Here is a 6891-nt window from a genome sequence, read left to right on the forward strand (position 1 = left end):
GCCCGGCGCCCCGACCTGCCGGGCCACCTCATCGAGCCGCGCGTCCAGCCGGGCGATGTCCTGCGATGAGGGCGCTCACGGTTGCCACTTGCTCGATGACCGGTACGGCGGGTCGCTCCCGCCCGCGCCGGCATTCCCCGATGTCACGAAAGCTCGACGTCACAGATTCCAGGTGCCTCCACGCGCCCGGCCCAACGAACCGGCGACCACGCGGTCACGCCCCGGGGCACCCGGACACGGCGCGACCCCCGTCCGGCGGACGGGGGTCGCGTCACAACGGCCGGGCGACGGGTGGTCTCACTCCTCGCCCGCGAGCTTCAGCGCCCGCAGCTTCTGGCCCGCGTACCAGGTCGCCACGACCGTGACCCCGGCCAGCAGGACCGTGGCCAGCGGAAGGCCGACGTCCGAGGTGACCAGGCCCTCGCCCGCCACCTTCTCCGCGACCGACAGGGACCACTGCTGCACACTCAGCGTCCTCGCGCCCGGCACCAGGCTGCCGAACAGCGCCTCCCACACCAGCGCGTACACCAGGCCGAAGACGACCGCGTGCCGGCTGACCGTGCCCAGCAGCAGGAACAGCGCGCTGTACGCGATCGAGGCGACGAGGGCCGCGATCATGTACGCCACCGCGATCTGGCCCCCGTTGCCGTTCAGGATGAGGCCCGCGACCAGGGTCGGCACCGCGGAGAAGAGCATCGTCACCCCGACGGCGACGATGAGCTTGGTGACGATGATCGTCGGCCGCTTCACCGGCTTGGCCAGCAGGTAGACGATGGCCAGCAGGTAGACGATCGAGCCGTCGTCGATCTCCGGCCCGATGGCGCCCGTCCCCGCGATGACACCGATCAGCGGCACCATCGTGGCGATGGCGAACCCGCCGAGAACGCCCGAGGCGACTCCGTCGTCAGCCCCGGCGAACGTCCGTACCGCCACGGCGATGGCCACCAGCAGCACGGGCAGGACGAACAGGATGGCGGCCCGGCGCCGGCCGAGCAGGGCCCGGTAGGTGAGCCGGGCGACTGTGGGGTCGTACATGACGCTTCACAGCTCCTTTCAGGCCACTACTCAGGCCGCTACGAGATAGGAAAAGACCGATTCGAGGGACTCGTCGGACGGTGAGACGGTCAGCAGCCGGATCCCGTGTTCGCGTGCCACCTTCGGCAGCAGCGTGGTGAAGCGTCCGAAGTCGACGGCCTGGATCAGCAGGGCCCCTTCGGTGGTGTCCACCTCGATCCCCGCCGTGGACGGGTCGGCGATGAGTGCGGCGGCCAGTGCCCGGTCGTCGCTGGAACGCACGGTGTAGCGGTGCGGCCGGTCCGTCATCAGCCGGCGGATCCTCCGGAAGTCGCCGGACGCGGCGTGCCGGCCCGCGACGATCACCTCGATGTGCGAGGCGAGTTGCTCGACCTCCTCCAGGATGTGCGAGGAGAACAGGACCGTCCGGCCTTCCGCCCCCATCTGCCGGAGCAGTTCCATCAGCTGCATCCGCTGGCGCGGGTCCATGCCGTTGAACGGCTCGTCGAGCAGCAGCACGGAGGGCTCGTGCACCAGGGCCGACGCCATCTTCACGCGCTGGCGCATGCCCTTGCTGTACGTGGAGATCTTGCGGTCCTGCGCGTACTCCATCTCGACCGTGGCCAGCGCCTTGTGCGCGGCCGCGTCACCCAGGCCGTGCAGTTCGGCGTTGGCGACGACGAACTCCCGGCCGGTCAGGAAGTCGTACATCCCCTCCCGCTCGGGGACGATGCCGATGTCCCGGTACACGGCCTCGTTGCGCCAGATCTGCTTGCCGTCCAGGGTGACCTTGCCGGTCGACGGGGCGAGGAACCCGGCCATCATGTTGATCAGCGTGGACTTTCCGGCACCGTTGGGGCCCAGCAGACCCGTCACACCCGGCCCCACGGTCATGCTCACGTCGTTGACGGCGACCACGTTGCCGAACCAGCGCGAGGTGTGGTCGATCTCGATGGTGGTCACAGCCCGACCCTCCGGTAGCGGCGCATCAGGACGGCGTACGAGCCGGCGACGAGCGCGAGGACAACGATCAGATAGACCACACCGGCCGCGGCGCCCGGGCCCTCGCCACCGGGGAAGGCGGAGGAGGCTCCGAGGAACGCGGTCTGCACCCCGTCGATCAGCGTGATCGGCGAGAACAGGCCCAGCCAGGACACGGCACCGGTCGAACCCGTGGTCCAGGCGATGCCCTGGACCGTGGAGACCGCTCCGTAGGTGATGGTCAGTACGGCGATGACGGCGGCGACGCCGAATCCCCGCCGCGGGGTCAGCGCGGCGACGACGAGTCCGATGCCCGCGAACAGGATGGACAGCAGGGCCACCGAGACCACCCCCTGCCCGAACCACTTGGTCTGGTCGGCGAAATCGAACTTGGCCAGCAGGGCGCCCACGTACAGGATGACGAGGGGGAGCCCGGTGAGGATGAACAGGGCCGACGCCATCGCCCCCAGCTTCGCGATCACGTAGTCGACGCGTTCGATCGGCCGTGAGAAGTACAGCGGGATGCTCTTGAAGCGGAGGTCCCTCGACACGGACTGCGGGGCCTGCGAAGCGACGAAGAGGCCGATCACGGCCTGCAGGTAGATGGCGAAAGACGTGTACTCGATGGGGAGTTTCGTCATGGTGGGCGCGGCCATGGCGACCGCGACGATGATCAGCGCCACCAGGCACATCACCCCGCACAGCAGCATCGGCAGCACCTTCGACTTGGCGGACCGCCCCAGCCCGAAGGACCCGCGCAGGGACTGCGAGTAGAGCGACCGTCGGGCGTATGCGCGGCCCAGCCGCACGCCGTCGTACGAGCGGTATCCGATGTTGTGGATCCGGGAGGCGTCGCTTCCGGCCGTACCGGTCCGGGTGTCAGCGCTCATCACGACCGCTTCCCTTCTGCTGTCCGGTCCCGGCCGTCGCGGCGGCGCCCCGCGGGGGCGCCTCGCTCCGGAAGACCTCTGCGATGTGGTGGCGGCGCTGTTCCATGCGGATCAGGCCGAGCCCCAGCCCGGCCACGCTGTCGCGGACCAGGTCGTACGTCTCCTCGCCCGTCGCCTCCACCAGAAGGATGTGGCCGGCGCCCGGCAGCCCTTCGGTGTCGAGGCCGTCGAGGCCCAGGAGGGTGACACCGGCGTCGGCGAGCACCCGGCGCAGGGACTGCGCCCCGTCGGGGTGGGCGTCGCTGTCCGTGACCTCGACGGCCAGAGTCGTCGTGGTCCGGGTGAAGTCGCTGGTGGAACTGGACCGCAGCAGCGTGCCGCCGTCGATGACGACGACGTGGTCACAGGTGCGCTCGAGCTCACCGAGGAGGTGCGAGGTGACGAGGACGGAGATCCCGAAGTCCGAGTGGACCCGTCGGATCAGTCCGAGCATGTCGTCCCGGCCGACCGGGTCCAGGCCGTTGGTCGGTTCGTCCAGGAGCACCAGCTGCGGGTCGTGGACCAGTGCCTGGGCCAGTTTGACCCGCTGCTTCATACCGGTCGAGTAGCCGCCGATGGGGCGGTACCGCTCCTCGTACAGGCCTACGTGCCGCAGGGTGTCGGCGGTCCGTTCGCGCGCCGCCGTCGGCGGCAGGCCGGACATCCGCGCCATGTGGACGACGAACTCCGTCGCGGACACGTCGGGCGGCAGGCAGTCGTGCTCGGGCATGTACCCGACCCGCTCCCGGATCGCGGCGCCGTCGGTGGCGACGTCGAGCCCGAGCACCGCGGCCCGGCCTTCGGTGGCGGGGGACAGACCCAGCAGGATCTTGATCAAGGTGGACTTGCCGGCTCCGTTGGACCCCACCAGGCCGGTCACACCCGGTCCGATGTCCAAGGAGAGCCGGTCAAGCGCGGTCACCCGGGGGAACCTCTTGCTCAGGCTTTCGGTCGCGATCACAGTCACGTCCACGAAGGTAGTGGCGCGTCTTGCCGGAGTCGTCAGACCAGGCGGTCGTATCGGGATCAGACCAGAGGCGTACGGACCCGTAGGGGGACCCCGCGGAGGATGACCCGTTCGTCCACAGGTTCCGGGCATCCCTTGACGCGGAGGCGTCGGGTTGCGAGATTCGGCGGTGTCACGTTACGGACACGTAGCGCGATGCCGACATCGACGAGGGGGCGGCGTGAAGCTGCGTGGCGCGCGGGAGCGTTGGGTGAGTACGGGCGGGATCGAGCTGTGCGTCGCCGAGTTGGGCGATCGCTCGCGGCCGACGATCGTACTCGTCCACGGCTATCCGGACAGCAAGGAGGTCTGGTCGCGGGTGGCGGACCGGCTGGCGGAGCGGTGGCACGTGGTGCTGTACGACGTGCGGGGCCACGGCCGTTCGACGGCGCCCCGGCCGCTGCGCGGCGGTTTCACACTGGAGAAGCTGACGGACGACTTCCTGGCCGTCGTGGACGCGGTGAGCCCCGACCGGCCCGTCCACGTGGTGGGCCACGACTGGGGTTCGGTCCAGGCCTGGGAGTTCGCCACGGTCGAGCGCACCAAGGGCCGCGTGGCGTCGTTCACCTCGATGTCCGGGCCCGGCCTCGACCACTTCGGCCACTGGATCAGGCGTCGGGCCTCGCGGCGTACGGCGCGGGACGTGCGGGAGTTGGCCGGTCAGGGCGCCAAGTCCTGGTACGTGTACGCCCTGCACACCCCCGTGCTGCCCGAGTTGGCCTGGCGCGGGCCGCTCGGCCGGCACTGGCCGCGGCTCCTGCGCCGGATGGAGAAGGTCCCGGCGGACGGCTACCCGACCTCATCCCTGCCCAGAGACGCGGCACATGGCGCCTGGCTCTACCGGGACAACGTCCGGACCCGGCTGCGCCGACCGCGTAGGGACGCGCACGCCCATGTGCCGGTCCAGCTGATCACTCCTACCGGGGACGCCTTCCTGTCCCCCTCGCTCTACGACGAACTGGAGTCATGGGTGCCCACGTTGGTGCGGCGCTCCCTGCCCGCCAAGCACTGGGTGCCCCGCACCAGGCCGGACCAGCTGGCCTCCTGGATCACGGAGTTCGCCGGGGCGAACGCATGAGGGAGCCGAAAGCCTGACGCCCGGGGCGAGTTGCAGCCGCCTGCCAACAAGGCCGCTGCGCCGGCGGGTTGGGCATCGCGCGCTCAACAGCGTTCGGTGAGCCGGTATGTGGTGGCGCGGCGCCAACCGTGCGCCGAGAGCGCCTAGTTGTGTAAAACCCTGGCGCAGCAGGGGTGTTGTCCACAGATCGCCCATCCAGCCTGTGGATAACCCGGCTTGGCTGTGGACCAAACCTCGTCTTGACCATCGATATCACCAACACCGTGCGAAATACGGATGCACCGGTGGCACCACGGCGGGCACGCTGGCGGGGTGAGCACACCACGCACCGTGAGGGTATCCACGTACTTGTCGAGGCATCTGCGGCATCAACCGGAACGGATCGGGATCACCCTCGACGCCCATGGCTGGGTGCCCGTCGACGAACTGCTGGAGGCCTGCGCCCGTCATGGGTTCACCGTGTCACGGGCCGAGCTCGACCATGTGGTGGCGGCCAACGACAAGCAGCGCTTCACCGTGGACGGCGACCGCACCCGTGCCGCCCAGGGCCACACCGTGACGGTCGACCTCGGTCTGCCGCCGGCCGAGCCCCCCGAGTACCTCTTCCACGGCACGGTGGGCCGGGTACTCGACGCGATCCGCGCCGAGGGGCTGCGGCCCATGCGGCGCCACCACGTCCACCTCTCACCCGACCGGGAGACGGCCACCCGGGTCGGCGCCCGGCGCGGCGTCCCCGTCGTCCTCTCCGTACACGCGGGCGCCATGCACCGCGCGGGCCACTCCTTCCAGGTGAGTGCCAACGGTGTCTGGCTCACCGATTCCGTGCCGCCGCGCTTCCTCCGCCTGCCCGGGTGACCCGGGCAGGGCCCCGGCCCGGAAGAGGCCGCCTGTCCTCACACGCCGTCGGACCGGGAGCCCTTGAGTCCGCCGCCGATCTCGCGGTGAGCCTCTCACCGCCGGACCGGTTCAGCCCAGCTGCGTGAGGGCGAGCGTGGCGATCTCTTCGAAGACGTTCTGGTCGGCCGCGAAGTCCGAGTCCGGGATCGGCCAGTGGACGACGAGCTCGGTGAAGCCGAGGTCGCGGTGGCGGCCGGCGAAATCGACGAACGCGTCGACCGATTCCAGCGGGCGGCCACGCTCCGGGGTGAAGCCGGTCAGCAGGACCTTGTCCATCGGTCCGGCGTCGCGCCCGATCCCGGTGCAGGCCTCGCCGAGCCGCTCGACCTGGCCGCGCAGGGCCGCCACCGACTGCTCCGGGGTCCCCTCCTCGTACAGCTTCGGGTCCCCGGTCGTCACCCACGCCTGCCCGTACCGGGCGGCCAGCTTCAGCCCGCGTGGCCCGGTGGCCGCCACCGCGAACGGCAGCCGGGGCCGCTGCACGCAGCCCGGGATGTTCCGCGCCTCGACCGCCGAGTAGAAGTCCCCGTCCTGCGACACGTCGTCCTCGGTGAGCAGCCGGTCGAGCAGCGGCACGAACTCGCCGAAGCGGTCAGCGCGCTCACGGGGCGTCCACGCGTCCTGCCCCAGGGCCGTCGCGTCGAAGCCGTTGCCGCCCGCGCCGATCCCCAGGGTGATCCGCCCGCCCGAGATGTCGTCGAGGGTGATCAGCTCCTTGGCGAGCGTCACCGGGTGGCGGAAGTTCGGGGAGGTGACGAGCGTGCCCAGGCGGAGGCGCTCGGTCGCCGTCGCGGCGGCGGTCAGGGTGGGCAGGGCGCCGAACCAGGGGCCGTCGCGGAAGGTGCGCCACGAGAGATGGTCGTACGTGTACGCGGCATGGAAGCCGAGATCCTCGGCCTGCCGCCAGAGGTTCTGTCCTTGGGCCCACCGGTGGACGGGGAGGATCACTGTGCTCAGACGCATCTGTCTCTTATACACATCTCTGA

At 70.3% G+C, this 6891-nt stretch carries 6 protein-coding genes and 1 pseudogene; 2 read left to right on the plus strand and 5 right to left on the minus strand.

Annotation, left to right across the window (positions count from 1 at the left end):
* Window positions 1–297: 297 nt before the first annotated feature.
* The 4 genes from IH13_RS0100915 to IH13_RS0100930 are packed head-to-tail and all read right to left on the minus strand — an operon-like array spanning window position 298 to window position 3846.
* Window positions 298–1035 (minus strand): ABC transporter permease, encoded by a 738-nt coding sequence (locus tag IH13_RS0100915; RefSeq protein ID WP_031080148.1) that lies wholly within the window; start codon window positions 1033–1035, stop codon window positions 298–300.
* Window positions 1036–1065: 30 nt separating this feature from the next.
* Complete coding sequence (locus tag IH13_RS0100920) at window positions 1066–1977, minus strand: ABC transporter ATP-binding protein (protein WP_031080150.1); 912 nt, start codon at window positions 1975–1977, stop codon at window positions 1066–1068.
* Window positions 1974–2885, minus strand: coding sequence for an ABC transporter permease (locus tag IH13_RS0100925; RefSeq protein ID WP_031080152.1), 912 nt, complete (start codon window positions 2883–2885; stop codon window positions 1974–1976). The genes IH13_RS0100920 and IH13_RS0100925 overlap by 4 nt, the downstream gene beginning before the upstream one ends.
* Entirely contained in the window at window positions 2875–3846 is a 972-nt protein-coding gene (locus IH13_RS0100930; protein WP_031080154.1) for an ABC transporter ATP-binding protein, read from the minus strand. The genes IH13_RS0100925 and IH13_RS0100930 overlap by 11 nt, the downstream gene beginning before the upstream one ends.
* Window positions 3847–4111: 265 nt before the next feature.
* Between IH13_RS0100930 and IH13_RS0100935 the strand changes: the two are divergent.
* Together IH13_RS0100935 and IH13_RS0100940 are read left to right on the plus strand one after the other, a co-directional pair.
* A pseudogene (locus tag IH13_RS0100935) lies at window positions 4112–5002 on the plus strand (alpha/beta fold hydrolase); the annotation flags it as partial.
* A 318-nt stretch (window positions 5003–5320) separates the two neighbouring features.
* Window positions 5321–5863 (plus strand): RNA 2'-phosphotransferase, encoded by a 543-nt coding sequence (locus IH13_RS0100940; RefSeq protein WP_031080158.1) that lies wholly within the window; start codon window positions 5321–5323, stop codon window positions 5861–5863.
* Between the two features lie 111 nt (window positions 5864–5974).
* Here the strand turns inward: IH13_RS0100940 and IH13_RS0100945 are convergent, their stop codons facing one another.
* Complete coding sequence (locus IH13_RS0100945; protein ID WP_031080160.1) at window positions 5975–6868, minus strand: LLM class flavin-dependent oxidoreductase; 894 nt, start codon at window positions 6866–6868, stop codon at window positions 5975–5977.
* Between the last annotated feature and the right edge of the window lie 23 nt (window positions 6869–6891).

The organism is Streptomyces sp. NRRL WC-3549, assembly GCF_000721935.1.
Lineage (GTDB): Bacteria > Actinomycetota > Actinomycetes > Streptomycetales > Streptomycetaceae > Streptomyces.

Excerpts from the sequence above, each read along its gene's own strand:
- IH13_RS0100925 (WP_031080152.1), bottom strand. The coding sequence starts at position 2,885 with ATGAGCGCTGACACCCGGACCGGTACGGCCGGAAGCGACGCCTCCCGG.
- IH13_RS0100945 (WP_031080160.1), bottom strand. The coding sequence starts at position 6,868 with ATGCGTCTGAGCACAGTGATCCTCCCCGTCCACCGGTGGGCCCAAGGA.
- IH13_RS0100915 (WP_031080148.1), bottom strand. The coding sequence starts at position 1,035 with ATGTACGACCCCACAGTCGCCCGGCTCACCTACCGGGCCCTGCTCGGC.